This is a genomic window from Agrobacterium tumefaciens, from assembly GCF_013318015.2.
Lineage (GTDB): Bacteria > Pseudomonadota > Alphaproteobacteria > Rhizobiales > Rhizobiaceae > Agrobacterium > Agrobacterium tumefaciens.
On record NZ_CP115842.1, the window covers coordinates 1,380,605 to 1,402,051 of the forward strand.

The 21,447-nt window shown below is 58.7% G+C and carries 18 protein-coding genes; 11 read left to right on the top strand and 7 right to left on the bottom strand.

Annotation, left to right across the window (positions count from 1 at the left end; all coding sequences use genetic code 11):
* Window positions 1–11 precede the first annotated feature (11 nt).
* Complete coding sequence (locus tag G6L97_RS19820) at window positions 12–1,058, top strand: glutathione synthase (protein ID WP_004432010.1); 1,047 nt, start codon at window positions 12–14, stop codon at window positions 1,056–1,058.
* Between the two features lies 1 nt (window position 1,059).
* Here G6L97_RS19820 and G6L97_RS19825 read toward each other — a convergent pair whose 3' ends face one another.
* Together G6L97_RS19825 and G6L97_RS19830 are read right to left on the bottom strand one after the other, a co-directional pair.
* Window positions 1,060–2,082: an NAD-dependent epimerase gene (locus G6L97_RS19825; RefSeq protein ID WP_013762120.1), complete on the bottom strand. Its 1,023-nt coding sequence runs from the start codon at window positions 2,080–2,082 to the stop codon at window positions 1,060–1,062.
* 86 nt (window positions 2,083–2,168) lie between these two features.
* A complete protein-coding gene (locus tag G6L97_RS19830) occupies window positions 2,169–3,500 on the bottom strand; it encodes a UDP-glucose dehydrogenase family protein (protein ID WP_076844510.1) in 1,332 nt (443 codons plus the stop codon).
* 376 nt (window positions 3,501–3,876) lie between these two features.
* Here G6L97_RS19830 and G6L97_RS19835 point away from each other — a divergent pair, with 376 nt between their 5' ends.
* Window positions 3,877–4,764, top strand: a complete 888-nt coding sequence (locus tag G6L97_RS19835) for a DMT family transporter (protein WP_004432025.1) — start codon at window positions 3,877–3,879, stop codon at window positions 4,762–4,764.
* Between the two features lie 105 nt (window positions 4,765–4,869).
* Window positions 4,870–5,850 (top strand): glutathione S-transferase family protein, encoded by a 981-nt coding sequence (locus G6L97_RS19840; RefSeq protein WP_174003626.1) that lies wholly within the window; start codon window positions 4,870–4,872, stop codon window positions 5,848–5,850.
* 4 nt (window positions 5,851–5,854) lie between these two features.
* Here the strand turns inward: G6L97_RS19840 and G6L97_RS19845 are convergent, their stop codons facing one another.
* A complete protein-coding gene (locus G6L97_RS19845; protein WP_004432029.1) occupies window positions 5,855–6,757 on the bottom strand; it encodes a LysR family transcriptional regulator in 903 nt (300 codons plus the stop codon).
* Between the two features lie 215 nt (window positions 6,758–6,972).
* On the opposite strand from G6L97_RS19845, the gene amaB reads away from it, so the two are divergent.
* The 4 genes from amaB (at window position 6,973) to G6L97_RS19865 (ending at window position 11,353) form a co-directional block, all read left to right on the top strand.
* The gene (gene amaB / locus G6L97_RS19850) at window positions 6,973–8,502 is read left to right on the top strand and encodes an L-piperidine-6-carboxylate dehydrogenase (protein ID WP_013762124.1); all 1,530 of its coding nucleotides are present in this window, start codon (window positions 6,973–6,975) and stop codon (window positions 8,500–8,502) included.
* Between the two features lie 258 nt (window positions 8,503–8,760).
* Window positions 8,761–9,714 (top strand): aliphatic sulfonate ABC transporter substrate-binding protein, encoded by a 954-nt coding sequence (locus tag G6L97_RS19855; protein ID WP_004432036.1) that lies wholly within the window; start codon window positions 8,761–8,763, stop codon window positions 9,712–9,714.
* Between the two features lie 23 nt (window positions 9,715–9,737).
* Window positions 9,738–10,517, top strand: a complete 780-nt coding sequence (locus tag G6L97_RS19860; protein WP_013762127.1) for an ABC transporter permease subunit — start codon at window positions 9,738–9,740, stop codon at window positions 10,515–10,517.
* A gap of 8 nt (window positions 10,518–10,525) precedes the next feature.
* Window positions 10,526–11,353: an ABC transporter ATP-binding protein gene (locus tag G6L97_RS19865; protein WP_111828528.1), complete on the top strand. Its 828-nt coding sequence runs from the start codon at window positions 10,526–10,528 to the stop codon at window positions 11,351–11,353.
* Between the two features lie 43 nt (window positions 11,354–11,396).
* On the opposite strand, the gene putA is transcribed toward G6L97_RS19865, so the two are convergent.
* On the bottom strand, window positions 11,397–15,083 hold the full coding sequence (putA, locus tag G6L97_RS19870) for a trifunctional transcriptional regulator/proline dehydrogenase/L-glutamate gamma-semialdehyde dehydrogenase (protein WP_127966383.1): 3,687 nt from the start codon (window positions 15,081–15,083) through the stop codon (window positions 11,397–11,399).
* 175 nt (window positions 15,084–15,258) lie between these two features.
* Between putA and G6L97_RS19875 the strand changes: the two genes are divergently transcribed.
* Window positions 15,259–15,729 carry an Lrp/AsnC ligand binding domain-containing protein gene (locus G6L97_RS19875; protein WP_111828551.1) on the top strand — a complete coding sequence of 157 codons (471 nt, stop codon included), beginning with the start codon at window positions 15,259–15,261 and terminating at the stop codon, window positions 15,727–15,729.
* A 66-nt stretch (window positions 15,730–15,795) separates the two neighbouring features.
* Here the strand turns inward: G6L97_RS19875 and G6L97_RS19880 are convergent, their stop codons facing one another.
* Complete coding sequence (locus G6L97_RS19880) at window positions 15,796–16,362, bottom strand: RNA polymerase sigma factor (RefSeq protein ID WP_004432061.1); 567 nt, start codon at window positions 16,360–16,362, stop codon at window positions 15,796–15,798.
* Window positions 16,362–16,568, bottom strand: a complete 207-nt coding sequence (locus G6L97_RS19885) for a NepR family anti-sigma factor (RefSeq protein ID WP_004432062.1) — start codon at window positions 16,566–16,568, stop codon at window positions 16,362–16,364. Before G6L97_RS19885 ends, G6L97_RS19880 begins: the two co-directional genes overlap by 1 nt.
* Before the next feature lie 137 nt (window positions 16,569–16,705).
* Here G6L97_RS19885 and G6L97_RS19890 point away from each other — a divergent pair, with 137 nt between their 5' ends.
* Both G6L97_RS19890 and G6L97_RS19895 read left to right on the top strand, forming a co-directional pair.
* Window positions 16,706–17,500, top strand: a complete 795-nt coding sequence (locus G6L97_RS19890) for a response regulator (RefSeq protein WP_004432063.1) — start codon at window positions 16,706–16,708, stop codon at window positions 17,498–17,500.
* A 95-nt stretch (window positions 17,501–17,595) separates the two neighbouring features.
* Complete coding sequence (locus G6L97_RS19895; RefSeq protein WP_035252645.1) at window positions 17,596–18,585, top strand: sensor histidine kinase; 990 nt, start codon at window positions 17,596–17,598, stop codon at window positions 18,583–18,585.
* 298 nt (window positions 18,586–18,883) lie between these two features.
* Here the strand turns inward: G6L97_RS19895 and G6L97_RS19900 are convergent, their stop codons facing one another.
* The gene (locus G6L97_RS19900) at window positions 18,884–20,608 is read right to left on the bottom strand and encodes a sensor histidine kinase (protein ID WP_111828526.1); all 1,725 of its coding nucleotides are present in this window, start codon (window positions 20,606–20,608) and stop codon (window positions 18,884–18,886) included.
* 238 nt (window positions 20,609–20,846) lie between these two features.
* On the opposite strand from G6L97_RS19900, the gene G6L97_RS19905 reads away from it, so the two are divergent.
* Window positions 20,847–21,422 (top strand): PRC-barrel domain-containing protein, encoded by a 576-nt coding sequence (locus G6L97_RS19905; RefSeq protein ID WP_004432071.1) that lies wholly within the window; start codon window positions 20,847–20,849, stop codon window positions 21,420–21,422.
* Window positions 21,423–21,447: the final 25 nt, after the last annotated feature.

A 21,447-nucleotide genomic window follows, 5' to 3' on the forward strand; every position in this document is an offset into this window, starting at 1 on the left:
AGGAGGGGCTTATGCGTATCGCATTTTTCGTCAATTCCATCGAAACCGAGGGGCCTACTTTCGCAACCGGCCTGCTGGCCATGGCGGCGCTCAATCGCGGTCACGAGGTGGTGTATCTGACGCCTGGCGATTTTACCTTGCGCTCGGATGATAGCCTGACCGTACACGCCACCGTTCTACCGAAGGCCAAATACAAGAAAGCCGATGCTTTTCACGCGGCACTTCAGGACAAAGCACTGGAACGGCGTACCATGGATGTAGAGGAAATCGACGCGCTGATGCTGCGCAACGATCCCTCGCTGGATCAGACGACGCGGCCATGGGCGGTGCATGCCGGCATTCTGTTCGGGCGGCTGGCAGAACAGCGCGGCGTTGTGGTTCTGAACGACCCGGAAGGATTGGCGCTGGCGCAGAACAAGCTCTATTTCCAGAGCTTTCCGGAAATCGTACGCCCGACCACGATCATCTCGCGCAATGTCGATGAAATACGCGCATTTGCGGATACCCACCCTAAGGGTGTCATCGTCAAGCCGCTGCAGGGTTCAGGCGGCAAGAACGTCTTCAAGATCGGCTCCAGCAAGGAGGCCAATCTCAACCAGATTTTCGAGGCGGTCAGTCTCGAAGGTTACTTGATTGCACAGGCCTATCTGCCGGCCGCCAAGGATGGCGATATTCGGTTCTTCATGATGAATGGCAAGCCTCTGATGCGCGACGGACAATATGCGGCTTTGCGCCGCGTTCCGGCAAAAGGCGATCTGCGCTCCAACATTCACGCCAAGGGCACTGCCGAGGCCGTGAAGGTGACGGATGAGATCGTGGCGCTTGCCGAAATGATGCGGCCCAAGCTGGTGGAAGACGGTATGTTCCTGGTCGGGCTTGATATTGTCGGCGACAAGATACTGGAAGTGAACGTGTTTTCGCCCGGCGGTCTCTCCAACATTCGCGACCTCACCGATGTCGATTTCAGCGATACGATCATCGAAGCCGTGGAAACCAAGATCGCCATGCAGAGCGCTTCCGGCGGCATGCTTTCCAATCGTCTGCTGGCGACGCTTTGATTTATTCGCGCAGCTCTGTCGACTGCATGTCACGATACCAGGCGACGAGGGCCTTGATGCCCTCCTCGACCGGGGTTTGCGGCACATAGCCCGTCAAGGCCCTCAGAAGATCGGGTGAAGCGAAGGTGCGGGGGACGTCTCCCTGCTGCATCGGCAACATGTTGCGGATTGCCGGCCTGCCGACCGCCTTTTCGACCGTTTCGACAAAGTGCATCAGCTCTACCGGCTGGCCGCCGCCAATATTGACGATGCGGAAGGGTGCGTGGTGCGACAGCGTGTCGGTGACGCCTTCCTCAGTGACCCGGTTTTCCTCGGACGGAATGACCTGGCTCAGCCGGACGATACCTTCAACGAGGTCATCGATATAGGTGAAGTCGCGGCTCATATTGCCTTGGCCGTAAATATCGATCGGCTCGCCGTTCGAGATGGCGTCGACGAATTTGATTGGCGCCATGTCCGGCCGTCCCCACGGCCCGTAAACCGTGAAGAAACGGAAGGCTGTGGTGGGCAATTTGTGGAGATGGGCGTAGCTGTGCGCCATCAATTCCATCGATTTTTTGGTGGCCGCATAAAGCGTCATCGGCTCGTCGGCCTTGTCGCTTTCCGCAAAGGGTATTTTTTCGTTGGCGCCGTAGATGGAGGAAGTCGAAGCCAGCATCAGGTGTTTGACACGCAGGTTCTTGGCAAGCTCCAGCATGTTCCACGATCCAATGAGATTGGAATCGATATAGGCGCGTGGATTTTCGAGGCTGTAGCGAACACCTGCCTGAGCGGCGAGGTGAATTATGATTTCCGGTTCGGCAGCCTCTGCCGCGCGCTTCAGCGCATCCGTGTCTTCCAGCATGCCGATTTCGGCCCTGAAACCGTTGGAGCGGGAAAGGATCGCATGGCGTTTTTCTTTCAGGCTAACATCGTAATATTTCGTCATGCCGTCGAAACCGGTTACGAAATGGCCGGCATCGAGCAGCCGTTTGGCAACGTAAAAACCGATGAAGCCCGCGGTGCCGGTAACCAGATAACGCATGATGACTATATCCCACATCCGTTGGTGCGTTTGCGGCCGAACCGAAGCGCAAAAACCGTTTTAATGAAACTTCGAAGGCGAAACCGCTATTGGCCCTTGTCGGAACTGCTGTCGTGCGGGCGGCCAATGCCAGCATAAACGAAGCCGTGCCCGGTGACCTCGTCCGTGCGGTAGATATTGCGCAGATCCACCAGAACGGGGTTTTTCATGATGGCCTTCAGGCGCGGCAGATCGAGTGCGCGGAACTGGTTCCATTCCGTCACGATCACGAGGGCATCGGCGCCTTCGGCAGCCTCGTAGGGACCGCTGGCATAGTCGATACCCTCGATCACATGGCGGGCATTCACCATTCCCTCCGGATCGTAGCCGACCACCTTGGCGCCGCCGTCCTGGAGGGTCTGGATGATGGCAATCGCCGGGCTGTCGCGCATATCGTCGGTATTGGGCTTGAAGGTCAGGCCAAGGACCGCGATCTTCTTGCCGCGCACGTCGCCGCCCACCGCGTTGATGACCTTGCGGCCCATGGCGCGCTTGCGGTTGTCGTTGATGGCGATGGTGGTCTCGATCAGCCGCACAGGGGCGTCATAGTCCTGCGCGGTCTTGGCAAGCGCCAGCGTATCCTTGGGGAAACAGGAGCCGCCATAACCGGGGCCGGCATGCAGGAACTTCGCGCCGATGCGGCCATCGAGGCCGATGCCGCGCGAAATATCCTGAACATTGGCGCCGACCTTTTCGCATAGATCCGCCATTTCGTTGATAAAGGTGATCTTCATCGCCAGAAAGGCGTTGGCGGCATATTTGATCAGTTCCGAAGTGCGCCTGGTGGTGAAGAGCAAAGGCGACTGGTTGAGATAAAGCGGACGGTAAACCTCCGTCATCACCGGGCGGGCGCGCTCGTCGGAAAGACCGACGACGATGCGGTCCGGTCGCTTGAAATCCTCGATGGCCGCGCCTTCCCGCAGAAATTCCGGGTTGGAAACCACGGCAAAATCGGCCGAAGGGTTTTCTTCGCGGATGATGCGTTCCACCTCGTCCCCCGTGCCGACGGGAACGGTAGACTTGGTGACGATGACGGTGAAGCCTTCAAGCGAATGGGCGATTTCTTTCGCCGCCGCATAGACATAACCGAGATCGGCGTGGCCGTCGCCGCGCCGCGAGGGCGTGCCGACCGCGATGAACACGACATCGGCATTGGCAACCGCGGAGGAGAGATCGGTGGTGAAGCTCAATCGGCCCGCCTTGGCGTTGTTGGCAACGATGACCTCCAGACCCGGTTCGAAGATCGGGATATGGCCGCTTTTCAGCGCTTCGATCTTCTCCGGCATCTTGTCCACGCAGATCACGTCATGGCCGAAATCGGCAAAACACGCACCGGAAACAAGGCCGACATAACCGGCACCGATCATCACTATCCGCATTCTTCTTCCTTTCAGTTCGTGAGGCGATGTTCGCGCAGCAAGCTTCAGGCGAAATCAGCGGGTGCAATCACACCACATTGTTTAGCCGCCTTCACGCTTGCCGCCAAGCGCCACGATCAACACGGGCTAACCTCTTTCCGTGACGGTGATATGATGGCGTCGGCGGGACAAATTTGCCGCACCTTGCGGCCATCTGCATCGATGCGGCCGGATCGGGTGTTTTTGCGGCTTTTGCGGCTTGCACTCATAGGTAGCCGGGTCTAGCCATAAGGTGAGGATCAAATCTGCCAGACTGTCTGTCCCTTAAGGGGCGTCCGGGTTGCTTTAAGCGGCCGGGGTGCGCTTTGCGTTGCGGTCGCTGTTCGGGGAAGTTCAAATGCAAAAGGGTTTTCTGCTCGGTCTGTTCGCTTATGCGACCTTTTCCCTGGGCGATGCCACGATCAAGTCGCTTGGATCACAGATCAGCGTTTTCGAGATCGGCTTTTTCAGCATCCTGTTTTCCGGCATTTTCATCTTCTTCAGCAAGCCGCGTGAGGAAAGGTGGCGTGAATTCTGGCGCATGAGCCGTCCGTTTGCGGTGCACGGGCGGGCGATTTCCGGCCTGTTCGCCGGTATTCTCGGTATCTATGCCTTCACCACCATTCCGCTGGCCGAAGCTTATGCGCTGATCTTTCTTTCACCGCTGTTCGTGACAGTGCTGTCGGCTGTCGTATTGAAGGAAGATATAGGGCCATGGCGCTGGGCGGCCGTTCTGGCCGGCATCGTCGGTGTTCTGCTCGTCGTGCGGCCCGGCTTCAAGGCGCTGGAACTCGGGCACGTCGCAGCCATCGGTGTCGCATTCCTGGCGGCGATGACCATCGTGCTGCTCCGCTCGCTTGCGGGCAAGGAGAAGCGCACCTCGATAATGGGCGTGCTTTTGGTCTACGGCCTCACCTTCAACGGCATTGCCTCGATTCCCGAGTTCGTCATGCCCAATCTGCACCAGTTCGCCGCCTTTGCCTTCATCGGCCTCTGCACGGCGACGGGACAGATAACGCTGCTCGTCGCAACACGTATCGCGCCGGCCAGCCAGATTGCACCCTCGCATTATTCTCAGATCCTCTGGGCCGTGGCGATCGGCATGACTTTCTTCCACGAATATCCGGATGCGATCGCGGTGCTTGGGCTGGGTGTCATCGCCGCATCGGGACTTCTGACGATGATCCGCGAAAGGGTCAGGCTCGGCACAGTTCGCTGGAATCCGTTTTTCCGCAATCGGCTTTGAAGTCATCCATCGATCGGAAACAGTGCGTCAACCGAAGCGCGGCTTGCGGGGTGAGTGCAGACGGCCCCATAAGCTTTTCATCGATAGATGAATGGAGAGCCCAAAATGCTCGTGGATGGAAAGTGGACCGCCGAATGGCACCCGGTGCAGGCGACCGACAAGAAGGGTGGTTTCGTTCGCCAGACATCCGGCTTCCGCAACTGGGTAACGCCTGATGGTTCAGCAGGCCCGACGGGAGAAGGCGGCTTCAAGGCCGAGACCGGCCGTTATCACCTCTACGTCGCGCTGATTTGTCCATGGGCCTCACGCACGCTAATCGGCCGCAAGCTCAAGAAGCTCGAGGATGTCATTTCGGTCTCAATTGTGGAGCCGGCGCTCTCCGACGAGGGTTGGAAATTCGGCGATTATCCAGGTTCGGATCGCGACGGGCTGAGAGGCTTCGCTTATATGCACGAAGCCTATACCAGCGCCGATCCGCATTATACCGGCCGTGCCACCGTTCCGGTTCTTTGGGACAAGAAGACGAAAACCATCGTCAACAACGAATCCGCCGACATTCTCCGCATGCTGAATTCCGGTTTCGGCGATCTGGCCGATAACGGCATCGATCTTTATCCGGAAGATCTGCGGGACGCGATTGATGCGCTCAACGACCATATCTATCCCCGCCTCAACAACGGTGTCTACAGAACCGGTTTTGCCACCACCCAGCTTGCCTATGAGGAAGCCTTTGCCGACGTCTTCGCGACACTTCAGGAACTTGAAACTCGCCTGGCATCAGGCGGTCCCTTCCTCTTCGGCGATCGCCTGACGGATACGGATATCAGGCTTTTCGTGACGCTGGTGCGTTTCGATGCCGCCTATTACGGCCTCTTCAAGTGCAACCTTCGCCGCATTGCCGACTATCGGGCCCTGCAGGCCTATATGATGCGGGTGCTGAACATTCCGGGCGTGCGTGACACGGTCAATATCGACCACATCAAGCGCGGTTATTATTCGATCAAGGCGCTCAATCCGACCCGGATCGTGCCGGTCGGCCCCGATCTGCCGGGGCTTGACGAGGTTTCCATCGGCGGCACTGTGTGAATATCTAGGCCGGCTTGCCGACCTGATCGAGAAGCCATGCCTGGAAGGCGCGGGCAAGGACGTTGTCCTGCCGCCCTTCCGGCAGGGCGACGTAATAGCTCTTGTCGGTTTGCAGTGGAATGTCGAAGACGATTTCGAGACGGCCGGAGACGAGTTCCGCCTCGATCAGATATTTCGGCAGAAGGGCAAAGCCGATGCCGCTTATGGCTGCTTCAATGATCATAGAAAACTGGTCGAAACGGCTGCCTCTATAGGCATTCTCCGCCGTTACCCCATTCATCTCCAGCCACTCAGTCCATAGTTTCGGCCGTGTGGTCACGTGCAGCAACGGTTGGCGGTTAAAATCCTCCGGCTCTCTCATTCCCGCGCGCTGAAGCAGAGCGGGGCTGGCGACCGGCACGATCACTTCGTTGCATAAAAAGGTGCAGGTGCCGTGCGCCCAGACCGGCTGGCCGTAATGGATGGCGAGGTCGAAACCTTCCTCATCGAAATCGAAGGGGTGCGAGCGCGAGCCGATGGTGATGGTCATTTCCGGGTTGGCGTCGATGAAGCGGTGCAGACGCGGCATCAGCCAGCGGCTGCCGAAGGTTGGCAGGGTGGCGACGGAAAGTGATGCATGAGATGTTCCGGCCGAGACCGCGCGCACCATCAGCTGTTCGGATTGCTGCAACAGGCGCCGCACGTCTGGCAGGAATTTGCGACCCGCTTCCGACAGGACGACGCGCCGGCGGATGCGTTCGAAAAGCTGCATTCCGGTCTGCGCCTCGAGTTCGCCGATCTGCCGGCTGACCGCACTTTGCGTGAGGTTGAGTTCTTCCGCCGCACGGGTAAAATTCCCATGCCTTGCGGCACACTCGAATGCTTGCAGGGTTACGATATCAGGGACCAGTCTTCTGCGCGGATCCATACCATTCTCGCATCAACTTACCCGCTTTCCTCATTGGAAAAGGGTCATTATGGCCATATATGATTACGGGAAAGAATGGAATGGTGTTTTGCCGGCTTCGACGGAGGCCCCGTTTCACAAAATGATAAATTCGGGGAAAGAACAGCGACGGGAGTTGAAAGCGCCGTATCAAAAACGGCCTTTCCTCCCCTTTGAGCCAAAAAGGATAATTTGACATGGATGCGACCACGAAGCTTGACGTGAAACAGGAAGCCGCGGCCCTGCTCGACAGAATGGGCGTCGCCCGCGATCTTTATACCGGCGGCGATATGGCGTCGTTCAGCCCGGTAACGGGTGAACAGATCGCAAGCCTCAAGACCATTTCCGTCGAGGGTGTCGCAGCCGTGGTAGACAAGGCCGATGCCGCCTTCAAGATTTGGCGCAACGTGCCTGCTCCGCGCCGTGGCGAACTGATCCGCCTTCTGGGCGAAGAACTGCGCTCCTTCAAGGCAGATCTCGGTCGGCTCGTCTCGCTGGAAGCGGGCAAGGTCCCGTCCGAAGGTCTCGGCGAAGTGCAGGAGATGATCGATATCTGCGATTTCGCGGTCGGTTTGTCCCGCCAGCTTTACGGCCTCACCATCGCCACCGAACGCCCCGGCCACCGTATGATGGAAACCTGGCACCCGCTCGGCGTTGTCGGCGTTATCTCCGCTTTCAATTTTCCGGTCGCGGTCTGGTCGTGGAACGCGGCGCTCGCGCTAGTCTGCGGCAATTCGGTGGTCTGGAAGCCATCTGAAAAGACCCCGCTGACGGCACTTGCGGTTCAGGGCATCTTCGAACGTGCCGTAGCCCGGTTCGGCGATGCGCCGGAAGGGCTGTCGCAGCTTCTGATCGGCGACCGCGCCGTTGGTGAAGCATTGGTGGACAACCCCAAGGTTCCCCTGGTTTCTGCCACCGGTTCCACCCGCATGGGCCGCGATGTCGGCCCGCGTCTGGCGAAGCGCTTCGCCCGCGCCATTCTGGAACTGGGCGGCAACAATGCCGGCATCGTCTGCCCGTCTGCCGATCTCGACATGGCGCTGCGCGCGATTGCCTTCGGCGCCATGGGCACGGCCGGCCAGCGCTGCACCACGCTTCGCCGTCTCTTCGTGCATGACAGTGTTTACGACCAGCTCGTGCCGCGTCTGAAAAAGGCCTACGCCTCCGTTTCCGTCGGCAATCCGCTGGAAACATCGGCGCTTGTCGGACCGCTGGTGGACAAGGCGGCTTTCGACGGGATGCAGAAGGCGCTCGAAGCGGCCAAGGCGCATGACGGCGTGGTGAATGGCGGCGGGCGAGTGGATACGGGTGCGCCGGATGCCTATTATGTAAAGCCGGCACTTGTCGAAATGCCTGAACAGGCGGGGCCGGTGTTGGAAGAGACGTTCGCGCCGATCCTTTATGTGATGAAGTACAGCGATCTCGATCAGGCGATTGACGCGCATAACGCCGTTGCCGCTGGTCTGTCGTCGTCGATCTTCACCCGTGACATTCAGGAATCGGAACGTTTCCTGTCTTCGGAAGGCTCGGATTGCGGCATCGCCAACGTCAATATCGGAACCTCGGGCGCGGAAATCGGCGGCGCATTCGGTGGTGAAAAGGAAACCGGCGGTGGCCGCGAATCCGGTTCGGATGCATGGAAGGCCTATATGCGCCGCGCCACCAACACTATCAACTACTCCAAGGCGCTGCCTTTGGCGCAGGGCGTTTCCTTCGATATCGAGTAAATCGCTTCGCAAGTTTGCGCGTTCGATAGCGATATTGATCCATCATGCCGGTGCGGCCAGTCCGCACCGGCATTCGTCTGTTAAGCAGGCTTGGTAATGCCTCCTGCGATGATTTGCGGGAAAGAGGCGTCTCTGCGGAATTTTATTCCCGCAATATCGCTCATATTGAATTATCCTCTCTCTATCGTTTTCATCGAAAACCCTAGCATTGCTCCATATCGCAAACCGGCCCCAGGGGGTCGGCGACAAGGAGCTAAAATGCCAGCCATTACCCGTCGTGCCCTCTCCGCCAGTTTTCTTGTTGCCGCTGCATTGTCCGTTCTGCCCTTGCAGGCGCAGGCGGCGGAAGAGCTGAAGATCGGTTATCAGAAAACCGGCCTGCCGGTGATCGCGAGGCAACAGGGCGTCATCGAAAAGGCGCTTGAGGCCAAGGGCGTCAAGGTTTCGTGGGTCGAATTCACCGCAGGCCCGCCGCTGGTGGAGGCCTTGAATGTTGGCTCCATCAATGTCGGCTGGACGGGCGATGCGCCGCCAATCTTCGGTCAGGCGGCCGGTTCGGCCATCGTTTACGTTGCGGCTCTTCCCTCAAACGGTAAGGGTGAGGCGATCTTCACCAAGCCCGAGAGCGGTATAAAGTCGGTTGCCGATCTGAAGGGCAAGAAGGTCGGCGTCGGCAAGGGCACAAGCGCCCACAATCTGCTGGTGGCGGCAATTGAGAAGAACGGCCTGAAATTTAGCGATATCGACGTGGTCTATCTCAGCCCTGCTGACGCGGCGGCGGCCTTTGCCAGCGACAAGATCGACGCCTGGGCCGTCTGGGATCCGTTCTATGCAATTGCCGAGACCCGCTATAAGCCAGTCACTCTGGCCCGCACCAGCGAGGTTCTCAACGTGAGCACCTATTTCCTCGCCAACCGCGACTATGCCAAATCCCATGCCGACACCATCAATATCACGCTTGATGCCCTGGGCGAGGCGGCCAAATGGTCCGCCGCCAACCGCGACAAGGTTGCGGCAGCCCTGCATGAGGTGACAGGTGTACCGCTGGAAGCGCAGACGCTGGCTGCGAACCGTTCAGAATTCGGTATTTCGAAAATCGATGACAAGATCATTGCCAGCCAGCAGGAAACTGCCGACCGCTTTTATCGCCTGGGCCTGATCCCTAAGCAGATCAGCATCAAGGATGCCGTCTGGTCAGGCGCCACCAACTGATCCCGGATACGGAGGGTTTCGCGATGAGCATCAGAAGGCGTATCGAGGCTGGAAGCATCACGGGCTGGTTGCTTCCTGCCATCATTCTTGCCGGCTGGGAGCTTGCTGCCCGCGTCGGTCTCATTTCGGCAAACGTCCTGCCGGCTCCCTCTGCCGTCGCGGAAGCCTTCTGGCGGCTTTTGCTTTCAGGGGAACTCATCGCCAATATCGGTGTCAGCTCCGCTCGCGCTCTGGCCGGTTTCGCCGTTGGCGGCGCGATTGGTTTCATCTTCGGGCTGGCCAACGGACTGTCGCGGTTTTCCCGCAGCTTTACCGACACGACGCTGCAGATGATCCGCAACATCCCTCATCTGGCGCTCATTCCGCTCGTCATCCTCTGGTTCGGCATCGACGAGGAGGCAAAGCTTTTCCTCGTGGCACTCGGAGTGTTTTTCCCCATCTACATCAACACGCTGCTCGGCATTCAGGGGGTCGATCCGCAACTGGTGGAGATGGGGCGTACCTATGGCATGTCGTCCTTCACCCTGTTCCGGCGGGTGATCCTGCCCGGCGCGCTGCCGTCCATTTTCACCGGCCTGCGTTATGCGCTCGGCATCATGTGGCTGACGCTTATCGTGGCGGAAACGATTTCCTCCTCTTCCGGCCTCGGCTACATGGCCATGCAGGCGCGCGAGTTCCTGCTGATCGATGTCGTCGTGCTGTCGATCCTTATTTACGCGCTTCTTGGCAAGCTGGCGGACAGTTTCGCCCGCTTCCTCGAAAGCATCTTCCTGCAGTGGCATCCAGCCTTCAAGAAAGTCTGAGGTAACCCATGTCGACCAGCAATGTTACGACGTTGAGACGCCCCGATGCCCCATCATCCTCCCCTTCCGGGGCAGAGACCAAGGTCGAACAGCGCGGCAAGCAGAACGACAGCAAGGTCGCTTTCAGCTTCCGCAATGTGACCAAGGCCTTTGGCGATAAACCGGTTCTGCGCGGCATCGATCTCGATGTGCGGGAAGGCGAGTTTCTGGCTATTATCGGCAAGAGTGGATGCGGCAAGAGCACGCTTCTGCGTATCTTGGCCGGTCTTGATGCGCCCACAAGCGGCACCGTTTCGAAAGACGCATCGAGCCGCACTCGCATGATGTTTCAGGAGCCGCGCCTTCTGCCATGGGAGCGGATCGCAAACAATGTATCCGTGGGACTGACCGGCATCGCCAAAGGTGAGGCGGCCAACGAGCAGGCGCTTGCCATTCTCGAAGAGGTTGGGCTAAAGGACCGGGCGGGCGAGTGGCCCTATGTCCTGTCTGGAGGCCAGAAGCAGCGCGTGGCGCTGGCACGCGCGCTGGTGGCGCATCCGCAAATTCTGGCGCTGGATGAACCCCTCGGGGCGCTCGATGCGCTCACCCGCATCGAAATGCAGCTTCTGCTGGAGCGCATCTGGCGCAAGCAGAAATTCACCGCCGTTCTCGTTACGCACGATGTTTCGGAAGCCGTCGCACTTGCAGACCGCATCGTCGTGATTGATGAGGGGCGCATCGCCCTTGATCTCGATGTGAAACTGCCGCGTCCGCGCCGACACGGCACCCCGGAATTCGCGCGGCTTGAAGAGCAGGTTCTGAACCAGCTTTTCGGTCGTGGTGAAATCGGTGGGTGATGTGATGGACCGGCAGGGTCGAGACCCTGCCGGAACCAGATAATCAGCCGATGCTCATCAGGCTGGCATTGCCGCCGGCAGCCGTTGTGTTGACGCTGACGGAGACTTCTTCCACCAGCCAGTCGAGATTGTAGGGCTGGGTTTCACGGTCAAGCGCTTCCGTCGTGGCGGCCTGAACCAGAACCAGAGGACCGGGCAGGGCGGCGATTTTCTTGTTGATCGCAACGACACGTTCCGCATCGCCCTCGATCAGCGCGCCGGCGAAGGGGGCGGATTTTTCCCAGCTGTCAGCCCAGGTGATACGCGAGGTGACGGTTGCCGGCAATCCGTAGATCGACTTTTCCAGCCCCGACGCATTATCGATAACGACCGAGTTGCCGGTGGCAAGCGCTGCCGCAAGTTGGCGATAGAGCCCTTGCTCGGTGGCCGGAATAAGCAGCACCTTGCCGCGCGGATGCAGCGCATAGACGTTGCGTTCGCCGACTGGGCCTGCCAGTTCGGTTTCGAAACCGAGGCCGGAGAGGGCTGCGGCCTGTCTTGCGGCTTCGGCTGCAACGCTCTGGCCGTTTTCATCCAGCCAGCGGGCGAGATCGACAGCCGCCTGGTCCTGCTGGCTGGCAACGCGGTCGATCTTCGGCGCGGTTTGTGTGACGCGGCCGAGATAGAGCGGGCCGCCCGCCTTGGGGCCGGTGCCGGAGAGGCCTCGCCCGCCAAAGGGCTGGACGCCGACCACGGCGCCGATGATGTTGCGGTTCACATAGAGATTACCGGCCGCGACGCGCGACAGGACATGCTGGATGGTATCGTCAAGACGCGTATGCAGGCCGAAGGTCAGGCCATAGCCGGTGGCGTTGATCTCGTCGATCAGCCGGTCGAGATTGTCGCGCTTGAACCGGATGACGTGCAGCACCGGCCCGAAGACCTCCTTCTTCAGATCGGCGAGCGATTTCATCTCGATGATTGTCGGTGGCACGAAGGTGCCCTTGCCGGTTTCGCCGGCAAGCGAAATCTGCTCGATCCGGTGGCCGAGTGCGCGCATGCTGTCAACGTGTTTTTCGATAATGCCTTTAGCTTCAGCGGTGATCACGGGGCCGACATCGACGGAAAGGCTATCGGTGCGCCCGATGCGCAATTCGTGCAGCGCGCCTTTCAGCATCGTCAGGGTGCGGTCGGCCACATCTTCCTGCAGGCAGAGAATGCGAAGCGCCGAGCAACGCTGGCCGGCACTGTCGAAGGCAGAGGCGATGACGTCGGCGACGACCTGCTCGGCAAGCGCTGAGGAATCGACGATCATGGCGTTCTGGCCGCCGGTCTCGGCAATCAGGGGAACGGGCTGGCCGTTTGCGAGAACCCGGCCTGCGAGTTGACCCTGGATGAGGCGCGCCACTTCCGTGGATCCGGTGAACATCACACCCGCCGTGAGCGCTGAGCCGACAAGTGCCGCACCGGTCTTGCCGTCACCTGGCAGAAGTTGCACGGCGTCCTGCGGAACGCCTGCCTCATGCAGCAGGCGCACACCCTGCGCGGCGATCAACGGGGTTTCTTCGGCGGGCTTTGCCAGTACCGGATTACCGGCAACCAGTGCTGCCGTTACCTGACCGATGAAGATGGCAAGCGGGAAGTTCCACGGGCTGATGCAGACGACCGGGCCGAGCGGTGTCTCGTTGGCCTTGAAGGTCTTCCGGGCTTCCGCTGCGTAATAACGCAGGAAGTCAATCGCCTCGCGCACCTCGGCAATGGCGTTTGGCATGGATTTTCCGGCCTCGCGCATGATGAGGCCAAGCAGGGCCGGCATCTCGGCCTGCATCCGGTCGGCAGCGCGCTCCAGGCAGGCGGCGCGCTCCTCGACCGGCGTGGAAGACCAGTTGGAGGCTGCGGCCCTTTGCATTGCCGCCTCGACATCGGCCTCTGTCGGTTCGGTTACATAACCGACGACATCATTGTGGTCGCCGGGATTGAGGACCGGGCGTGTCTTTCCGCCTGCATGCGGTGCTGCGGCTTTCCATTCCGTCGTCGCACCTGCCTTAAGGACGTTGTCCAGCGCGGCAAGTGCCGTTTCATTCGAAAGATCGAGGCCGGCGGAATTTGCCCGTTCGGGGCCGAAGAGACCAGCGGGTGCAGCAATGCGGTCGTGCCGTGCGCCGGGAACGGGGTAAGCCTTGACCACGGTGACCGGATCTTCCAGCAGGGAAGCCACCGGCACGGCGGGATCCGCTATGCGGTTGACGAAGGAGGAGTTCGCGCCGTTTTCCAGCAGACGGCGGACAAGATATGCAAGCAGCGTCTCGTGGGTGCCAACAGGCGCATAAAAGCGGCAGGGACGATCGAGCTTCTTCTTGCCGACGACTTCGCTGTAAAGCGGTTCGCCCATGCCGTGCAGGCACTGGAACTCATAATCACCGAGTTTGAAGTCCGGACCGGCGAGATGGTAGATGGTCGCCATGGACTGGGCGTTGTGGGTCGCAAATTGCGGGAACACGACGTCACGCGCGGCAAGCAGCTTGCGGGCGCAGGCGATATAGGAGACATCCGTGTGCACTTTGCGGGTGAAGACCGGGAAGTCTTCCAGCCCGTCCACCTGTGCGCGCTTGATCTCCGCATCCCAATAGGCGCCCTTGACAAGACGCACCATGATGCGGCGACCGGCACGTCGGGCGAGATCGATGATGTAGTCGAGAACAAAGGGGCAGCGGCGGCCATAGGCCTGCACAACGAAGCCTAGGCCGTTCCAACCGGCAAGATCCTTGTCGAGCGCCAGTTCCTCCAGAAGATCGAGCGACAGTTCCAGCCGGTCAGCTTCCTCGGCGTCAATGTTGAGGCCGATATCGTATTTCTTGCTGAGCAGCATCAGGGATTTCACACGCGGCAGAAGCTCCGCTATTACCCGCTCTGCCTGCGCACGGGCATAACGCGGATGCAGGGCCGAAAGCTTGATGGAAATTCCGGGGCCACCATAGATGCCACGCCCGGCGGAGGCCTTACCGATGGCGTGAATGGCGTTTTCGTAGTCCTTGTAATAACGCTCCGCATCCTTGGCGGTGGTCGCCGCTTCGCCGAGCATGTCGTAGGAATATTGGAAACCCTGTTCCTCCAGCGGTTTCGAGCGCTTGATCGCTTCCCCAATCGTTTCGCCGGTCACGAATTGCTCGCCCATCATGCGCATCGCCATATCGACGCCGCGGCGAATGACGGGTTCGCCAGCCCGGGCGATCAGCTTGGTCAGAGCCGCCGAAAGGCCGCTGTCATTGACCGTCGAGGTCAGCTTGCCGGTGATGACGAGACCCCAGGTTGCGGCGTTGACGAACAGCGAGCGCCCGCCGCCGATGTGGGACTTCCAGTCGCCGCGGGCGATCTTGTCGCGGATCAGCGCGTCGCGGGTGGCGGTGTCGGGAATGCGCAGCAGCGCTTCGGCAAGGCACATCAGGGCCACGCCCTCATGGCTGGAGAGCGAATATTCCTGCACCAGCCCCTCGACGCCGGTGCCTTTCGTCTTGGCGCGCAACGCCTCGATCAGCTTGGTTGCCGTGGTGCGAATGGCTGCGGCCTGCTCGGGCGTGACGGTCGCAGCATCGATCAGAGGCGCCAGGCACTCTTCCTCTGGGCGGCGGTAAGCGGCGGTAATTGCTTTGCGCAACGGGCTCTGCTCGCGCACGGGCGGTGCAAAATTCTGGAAAATACCGTTCACCGTCTGCTGCGGGTTTACATCGGCTTTGCTTGCACCATCGGCCATTCTGAAAATCCTGAAAAAGCTGTTGAAGACAGACTGTCAGCGGCAGCGTGTCCTCCGCTCGCCGCTTGTCATTCTGTTGCGTACAATATCATTGCTGTAAAAATTGCTATGGTCCTATTTCGAGGATAGAACAGGCCATATGAACTTTTATTATTCAAAATTGGCGTTAAATCACATGGCAAATAGTCATAAAATAGACGATCTGGACCACTTCGATCTCAAGATTCTCGAGGCCCTCAGCGAAGACGGGCGCATGTCGGTGCTGCAACTGTCGAAAAGGGTCGGCCTCTCCAAGACGCCGTGCCAGACGCGGCTCAAGCGGTTGGTGGATGAAGGTTATATTCTGGGCTTCCGTGCGGTGCTCAATCCGCAGAAACTGGGCGTCGACCATATCGCCTTCGCCGAGGTCAAGCTTTCCGACACACGCGAAAAGGCACTTGAGGAATTCAACACGGCGGTGCGCAAGATCAAGGAGGTGGAGGAATGCCACATGATCGCCGGCGCCTTCGATTATCTACTGAAGGTGCGCACCAGCGATATCCGCAAATACCGAAGGGTGCTCGGCGAAAAAATCTCCAGCCTTCCATCGGTTTCCAACACTTCGACATTCGTCGTGATGCAGTCGGTCAAGGAGACCGGTATCTGACGACGCGGCGAAGAAAAACGGGCAGGCACGAGCCTACCCGTCTAATGCTTTGCGAATTCTGCCAGCTCAGCGCGCGGTGGCTGCGGCGGTAACGGCGCTCATCTGCGCGTCAGGACCGAACTCGTTTTCGTTTTCGATGCCGAGAAGTTCCTGCAGGCGCAATCGCGCGCGGCTGACACGGCTCTTGATCGTGCCAACCGGGCAACCGCAAATCTCGGCTGCTTCTTCGTAAGCAAAGCCGGAGGCGCCAATCAGCAATATCGCTTCGCGCTGATCGTCGGGCAATTTTGCAAGTGCCGTACGAAAATCCTGAAGATCGACCGAACCATGCTGCTCTGGCGGCACAGACAGGCGCGAGGTATAAACCCCGTCGGTATCCTGTACTTCGCGGCCGGACTTGCGAATCTGGCTGTAGAATTCGTTACGCAGGATCGTCACCAGCCATGCGCGCATGTTGGTGCCAGGCTGGAAACTCTCCTGTTTCGCCCAGGCCTTCATGATCGTATCCTGCACGAGGTCGTCAGCGCGATCCCTCGAACGGATGAGTGAGATCGCGAATGCGCGCAGGTTTGGCAGTGCCGCCAGCATTTCCCGTTTGAAATTGTATTCTGTCTGCTCCGGCTCTTTCGCCATCATTCCCCCGAAGCCTTGTCTTTGGCTCTGTTTTCGGCTTCATCGAGTTTCTCGAGAAGATCGAGGAATTTGTCAGGGATGCCTTCTTCCTGAACAGCATCGTAGAGTTCCCTGAGCTTGCGGGAAATCACCGCACGTCCAGAGTGCGGGACCTGAGGGTTGGCCGGATTGTCCGGAGAATCTTGGTCCGATTGAAATATGTTCATAACGTCCGGTATTCCTTTTGTGTCGTGGCAAGAATGCGCGATGAAAAAAATAGTTCCGGCGATCCGGAACTTTTTTTATGATGCGCACGTTGCTATCGTGGGTTTGCGTTGCAGACCGCATGAAAGGGGAGAATTCCATGTCAGTTTCTACACGCATCGCACCGCACCTGCCATATCTGCGCAGGTTCGCGCGTGCCGTTTGCGGCTCTCAATCCACTGGCGATGCCTATGTTGCAGCAACACTTGAAGCTCTGATCGCCGATATCAGCATCTTCCCGCCGACAAGCAACGATCGGGTTTCGCTTTATCAATTGTTCGTATCGATTTTTAGTTCCGTCACGATCAATATAAAGGCCGATGAAAACCTGTCAGGTTGGGAAAAGCGCGCTTCCGCCAACCTCTCTGCGGTACCAGCGCTCGCCCGCCAGGCTTTCCTTCTGACCACGGTCGAAGAGTTCACAGCGTCGGAAGCAGCAGAGGTTCTGAGGGTAACTGAAGCCCAGATCGGCCAGCTGATCGATGAGGCGGCCTCTGAAATCGCCCGCCAGGTTGCCACCGATATCATGATTATTGAGGACGAACCTCTGATCGCCATGGATATCGAGCAGATGGTCACCGATCTCGGCCATCGCGTTACGGGTATTGCCCGCACGCATGCGGAGGCGATCGATCTCTTCAACCGCACGCAGCCGAAGATGATCCTTGCCGACATCCAGCTTGCAGACGGCAGCTCCGGGCTCGATGCCATGAAGGAGATCCTTCAGATGACGTCTCTGCCGGTGATCTTCATTACAGCCTTCCCTGAGCGTCTTTTGACGGGTGAGCGGCCCGAGCCGACATTCCTCGTTACGAAGCCGTTCAACCCGGACATGGTGAAAGCGCTTATCAGCCAGGCGCTGTTTTTCAACGAAAGCTCTCGCGTCGCGGCGTGAAATTTGCCGAAACCGTAGACTGTCCGGGAACAACTACGGTACCCGGACGTTCGCGGTTACGGTCGTGAGGTGATCTCACGGCTTTTTGCAGGGAGATGAATTTGCATCGGCTGGCATGGCATAACGCGGAGAGGAACGAGAGCGAGCTACACGATTCGCTCGTCCTCGCTTTGCTCGATTCGGGCGAGACAGTCATGTTACAAGACTGGAACCGCGAGTATATATTCGTGGCCAATCTGCCGGATGTGTGGCGTCTGCCGACCGATAGCCATCCTACGGATGAAAATGTGTTTGGCACCGATCTTTCAGAGCGGCTTGCCGAACTCAAAAAAGATATGAATGTGGTGGGCAGTCGGGGCATGCTGGAAGTTAATGCCGGCAATGACCGGGTTTTCCAGTTCCAGATCCATTCCACCTTCAACCAGGCGAAGCAGGCGGTGATGAAAACCACCATTCGCGAGGTGACGGCGGAACGGCGGCGCGAGCAGCTTTTGCGCTCGCTGCTGCGCGAGGTCAGCCACCGTTCCAAGAACCTCCTGGCGATCATCCAGAGCCTTGCGGGCCAGACGGCCCGTTTCAGCCTCACCAAGGATGATTTTCTGCGCAAGTTTCGGGGGCGGTTACACGCTCTTGCCCAAAGTCAGGATCTCATCACGGATTCCGACTGGAGAGGTGCTCGCATATTCGAGCTTCTTCGCCAGCAATTCGATCTTTATGTGCCGGAATATCCTAATCTCATCCACATGGAAGGTGAAAACCTGCTGCTCAATCCGAATGGGGCGCTTTATATCGGTCTGGCTTTCCATGAGCTGGTCGTCAATACGGTCAGCCATAGCGGCAATCTCGCCTATCATCCGCCAATCTCGCTGCAATGCCGACAGGAAGGCGATTTTTGTATCGTTGAGTGGATAGAGCCGATCATGCCATCGAAAGAGCCGGCGCAGGCGAGGCGCGGCAGTTTCGGCAGCGTCGTGCTGGAAAAGGTCGTTCCATCCGCATTGGGCGGGAGTGCCGAATATCACCTCACGCCGGAGCGGATCGTCTACCGGCTTAAATTTCCTTCCGGGGACGTCACCGACATTTGAAATTTCGAAATAATGGCCCTCGGTTGGAGACCTGCCTCATAGGCAGCACTTCGGCCGTTTTTGCGAGAACGCAAAAAAAAGCACGGCCCATGAAAGAGCCGTGCTTTTTTATTATGACAGGTTTTCAGGGGTGAAACCTGTTTATTGTCAGCCAAGCTTCAGGCGGGGACGGGGGAATTGCTTGGCCTGCATTAAAAATGCATCCGACCTAATTCGGTTCCACTAAAACGTATTTTTTTTGCGGAGGGCGAAATTAGCTGCTTTTTGTCTGCAGGTACGGGATCCAGCACGCCATTTTTCAAAGCGGGCCGGCCTGATCGGGTCGCTTGGGTATAAAATAACGCATCGGCGCTTCAAGCGACCATTCGAACCCGGTTTCGCGATACTCCGTCACCACCTGTCCGCCGAATGCGCCTTCCGCATGCCTTTTGATGACCGTGGTACCAAAGCCCTTGCGGCTTGGTTCCTTCGCCGGCGGCCCGCCCGTTTCGGTCCAGACGATATAAATCATCTGACGTCCATCTTTTTCGAGCGGCTTCCAGCTCACCGTGATTTTTCCGAGCGCAACCGACAGGGCGCCATATTTGATGGAGTTCGTCGTCAGCTCATGCACCACGAGCCCGAAATTTTGCGCCGCTTCCGGAGAAAGCATGAAATCGTCCCCAGACAGCTCGAAGCGTTCCGAAACGGTGCCGAAAACGTCGAGGTGGGTCTCGATCAGCTTACGGATCGGCAAGCCCTGCCATTGAACCTCCGCCAATGCCCGGATCGACATTCCGAGACCGCGCAGGCGGTGGTCCACCTCTTTCTGGAATTCCGGGATGCTTTTGTTTTCCCGCCCCAATTGCCGGATCATCGCCTGAACCAGCGTCAAAATATTCTTGGAGCGGTGAACCAGTTCGTGCAGCAGAAGTTGCAGCCGTTCTTCCGACTGGCTTCTGTCGAAGGAAGCATTGGAGAGCGCGACGGCAACCTGGTTGGCCTCCTTGATCTTGGTATCGACGGGCGCCACGATCTCGCCTTCACCGATGCGTTCAGCCATGAGCGTGAGATCGCGAATGGAACTGCGCAACTGCCGGCCGACCAGATAGGCGCCGCCGATGGCGATGAGCACCAGCATCGTGCTGCCGATCATCATTTGCCGCCACGTGTCGACCAATGCTGCCTGACTTGCGGCAAGTGGCCCCCACATCACAGTTCGCCATTGCCAGCCCGGCAATTGGGCATAGGCATAGAGGTTACCCTTGTCGTCGAAGAAATTGCCGCTGAAGGCCCGCATTTCTGAAAGAATGGCGGGGCTGGCAAATGGCTTGCCCACTTCCACCCCATTCTGAGCACTGGAAACGACAACACGATTGTTACCGTCGATAATGGCGACCGCCCAGTTGCGCGGCAGGTTTTCCGTGGGAATGAGCCGGCTCAGGTCACTTGTATTCTGCGTCAGGATCAGGGCATCTCCGGCGGACCCCAGATTGGGGTCGAGCGGCAAGGTAACGTTGAACACCCATTCCTTGCTCGTCGCGCCGAAAAACATGTCTGAAACGGTGATCCGACGGGATTCGATTGCCTTGGCCAGATTGGCCTCGGCCGGCACCTTGCTGAGAGGCTGGCCAAATGACACCCGGGTATTGAGATACTGTTCGCCTTCCTTGGTAGCCAGAATGGCGTACAGGCCCTCCCGTTTCAGGCTTTCGGCAACACGTCCCTGAAAAGCGGCAAGATTGCCATTCTCGAGTTCCGGGAATTGCGACAGCAGATTGAGGGAGGTGGCGATTTCCTGCAGGCGCCTATCGATGTTGCGGCTGACGACCCTGACATCCTCGATCGTCTCCCGTTGCAGGTCGTCGCGCTTTTCGCTTTCAAGGCGCAGCATCAAGTAGCCGCCGAAAAGGATAAGCGGCAGGGTGATGACGGTTGCCATCACCACCAGATAGGTGCCGATGGAGGCCGTTGGAAAAAAATTCGCACTGCGTCGACGTAAAGCAGAGAACGTGTTTTTCAGTTTTTTGCCGGGTTGAGGCATGCAAAAACTCCGGCAGTTACGGCATTGTTACGTCACGGATAATACCGCGCCATCCTCCTTTAGCAATGCCTGATTTTTTCGTTCCGGAGCCGCAAAATGTCGCAATCGCGTCTATGCGACTGAAAAAATCGGAACCATTTCAATGGTCAGCCCGTTTGCAAAGCGAACCGGTCATGGAGTGGAAAGCGAAATTCGTCACCGCCCGGCCAGTCAAAAACGATGAAAGGAAGGTACGAAAATGGCAAAGAAACTTACGATACTCGTCACCGCCGCCCTGATGGGCACGACGGCTTTCGCGCCGCTTGCCATCGCCCAGGGTACAACCCAGCCAGCACCGGCAAATCCGAGTGCTCAGACCGAACCAGCAACGCCTCCCGCCACCCCGATGGCGCCGGCGGCTCCTCTGGCCAATGACAGCGCGGCCGCGACGACAGGCGGTGCTTACATCACCCAGCAGGGCGAAACGCAGATCAGCGCCAATGATTACATCGGCAAGTCGGTTTATACCGCAGCCGACGAGAGCATCGGTAACGTCACCAACCTCATCATGGAAAAAGACGGTGGTCTCGTCGCAGCCGTGATTGGTGTCGGCGGTTTCCTCGGTATCGGTGCCAAGGATGTCGCGGTGCCTATGGACAAGGTAACGATGACCCGCAACACGCAGGACGGCACTATTCGCCTGACGACGACCGAAACGGCGGAAACGCTGAAGGCTGCTCCGGAATTCAAGACGCTGGAACAGCAGGCCAGCGAAAAGAGCGCGGCAACGCCGGCAGCTCCGGACAGCACCACCACGTCCGCCACCAAGCCCTGATCCCCTTACCTGGGAGGCAGGAGCG